This is a genomic window from Streptomyces graminilatus, from assembly GCF_001418565.1.
Taxonomy (GTDB): Bacteria; Actinomycetota; Actinomycetes; order Streptomycetales; family Streptomycetaceae; genus Streptomyces; species Streptomyces graminilatus.
This window is the reverse complement of the sequence record NZ_LIQQ01000514.1, coordinates 1-2,894: the sequence shown is the minus strand read 5'-3', so window position 1 is coordinate 2,894 and position 2,894 is coordinate 1. Positions and strand designations below refer to the sequence as shown.

At 75.0% G+C, this 2,894-nt stretch carries 1 pseudogene; it reads left to right on the top strand.

The features are described 5' to 3' along the window. A pseudogene (locus tag AOK08_RS34640) lies at window positions 1–2,894 on the top strand (hypothetical protein); the annotation flags it as partial.

Below are 2,894 nucleotides of genomic sequence, written 5' to 3'. Positions count from 1 at the left end.
CTCCCGCCCGCCCCCGAGCACTTCGTCGGCCGCGTCGCCCTGCTCGCCCGCGCCGGCGCCGTACTCGCCCCCCGCAGCGGACTGCGCGGGGTACTGCTGCAAGGCATGCCCGGTGCCGGAAAGACCGCGTGCGCACGGGAGTTGGCCGCGACGCACGCGCACGCCTTCGAGCGGGTCGTCTGGTTCACGGCACCCCAGGAACAGGACCACCGGTACCCGGAGGGAGCCCTCACCTCCTTCGCGCTGACCCTGGAACAGGCGGTACCGGGACTGCGCTGCCTGCATCTGCTGGATTCCGGCGGGGGGACCGGGGAGCCTGCGAGGGAATTCACCGACGCCGTCGCCGCATGGCTGGAGCGGGAGCGGGTGCTGCTGGTCGTCGATGGCATCGACGCGCTACTGACCCCCGACAGGGCCTGGTGGGACCGGCGTTGGGGGAATCTGATCCGTGCGTTGTCCGGGTACTCCGGGGCAGGCGCCGGGCTGGGCTCCCGAGCGGGCTCTGGGGCGGGCCCCGGCGCGGGTTCCGGGGCGGACTCCGCGCCGGGTTCCGGGGCGGGCTCGTGGTCGGGGCGCCTGATTCTCTGTGGGCGGGTTCGGCCGGCCGGGATCGGGCCTCTCTTGCGGACCGAACCGGTTGACCTGCTGACCTCCGACGAGGCCCTGCTGCTCGCCCGTGAACTCCCCCATCTGGCCCGGCTGATCGACGGACGGCTCCCCGGGACGGCGCCGGACGCCGCCCGGCGGCTCGGTGCCGGGCTGCTGCAACTCGCCCAGGGGCACCCGGGGTTGCTGAAGCTGGCCGACGCGCAGGCCGCCGAGCCGGAGCGGCTGGGCAGGCTGCTGGCCACCTGGAAGCAGGCATCGGCGGCCGATGGCATCGACGGCAACGGCACCAGCGACAACGACGGCGACGGCGACGGCGACGGGCAGCTGCGCGTACTGCGTGCCTGGGCCTACGGTGTCGTCGCCGAACTCGCCTCCGCCGAGCGGGACTTGTTCCATGTGCTGTGCTGTCTGGAGGAGACCGACCGTACCCGTCCGGTCGTGGACCACAACTGGCCCGGCCTGTGTGAGCGGCTCGGGCACCCGGAAACGCCGGTCGACTCGGCGCTGCGGACACTGGTGGTGCAGGGCCTGCTCACTCCGCGGCCGGGACAGTCGTACGAGATCCAGGCCGCCGTCGCCGCCGAGGGGCGGGCGCGGGCCGGTGCGCGGGTCCGGGAGCTGGTCGATACCCAGTTGTCGGGGTACTGGCTGCGGGTGTTCCAGGTGGCGTGGACCCGCGAGGGCACCGACGCCGAAGACGCCCGGCTGGCCGGGCCGTTGCTCACGCACGCCGCGCTCGCCGCCGCGCCCTATCTGATCCGGCTGCGGCAGGAGTCGTCCGCCGCGACACTGCTGGAAGCCGTGCTGCGCCGGGACACCTCTGGTCCCACCAGGGCCCGCGTACTGCCCCTGCTGCGCCGGATCGCGGCCCGCGCCGCGTCCGCGCCGGGCACCGGTGTCGTACCGCCGGTGGAGGCACTCGCGCGGGTGCTCAGCGAGACCGACCCGGCCCTCGCCGAGCGGCAGGAGCGCGCCGTCCTCGCCTCGGCGCTCGAACGCGGCGACCACTCCACCGCCGCCGGCGCGACCAGCGGCCTGGTCGACATCTGCGTACGCACCGGACGCCTGGCCGAGGCGCTCACCCTCGCCGGCCAGGGCGTCGACCACGCCCGGCGGGCCGGCCTGGGCGTCTGGACGACACTCCTGTACGAGGTCCAGCGGCTGCATGTCCTCTCGCAGACCGACCGGGCCACCGAGGCCCTCGCCGAGGCCGACGCACTGCACCGGCGGATGCGTGACGTGCCCCGCGAGCGCGGCCCCCGGGAGGGAGTCGACTGGTGGGAGGTCTGGGAGGAACTCTGCGACACCGGGCAGCGGGCCGCGATCGACGCGGGCGCCTGGCGGCGCGCACTGGAGTACGCCGACGACCTCGGCAACTCCAAACAGGCACGCGGCGCCCCGGTCACCGACTTCGCGCGGGCCCGGCTGCCCGCGTACATGCCGTTGCTGCGGCTGGGCCGCGCCGAGGACGCGCTGCGGCTGCTGGAGGAGTGCCGGGAGGTCTTCGAGGCCACCGGGGACTTCCCTTACCTGGGCGAGGTGTTCGGGGCGCTCGCCAATGTGGCGGACGTGCGCGGGCACGGGGAGGTGGCGATCGCCCGGGAGCGGGACAGTCTGCGGTACGCGTACCGGGCGGGTTTTCCGGCGATCGTGGCGGTCGGGCACACCAACCTGGGCACCTATCTGCACAACCACGCGCGGGACGCGGCGGGCGCGATCGCCCACCATCTCGCGGGCGCGCTGCTCGCCAGGCTCAGCGGGGGCGGCCGGACGATGAACGCGGCGCTGTCCCTGGTGGGCGACCTCCGGGAGTTCGGCGCCGACGCGGAGGCACAACTGCCGTCAGGCGTCGATGAGTTGTGTGCTCGGGTGGGCGAGGTGCCCGGGGTGTTCCTGGACCGGCTGCTGGCCGGCCTGGACCCCGGGCTCGCCCGCGCCCGGGAGACACTGGCCACGCTGGTCCGGGAGGCTCGCGAGGCCTGCGAGAGCGCGGCGGAGACCGGGCAGGACGATCAACTCGCCGCCGCCGTACGGGCTGCCGCGTGGGGCATGACCTGGGAGCCGGTGCTCGCGGCGCTGGTGGCCGCCGAGCGGCGCAACACGGCGGCGAAGGTGAAGCTGCGGCAGCGGCTCGCCCATCTCGCCGGGCTGGACCCGATGTTCGGCCCGCTGGCCGGCGTACTGGACCGGATCCTGGGCGGTGAGCGGGGGCCAGGTGTCCTCGCCGGGCTGGAGCCTCTCGACGCCGGGGTGGCGGGGCGCGCGCTCGACGCGCTGGCCGGCCG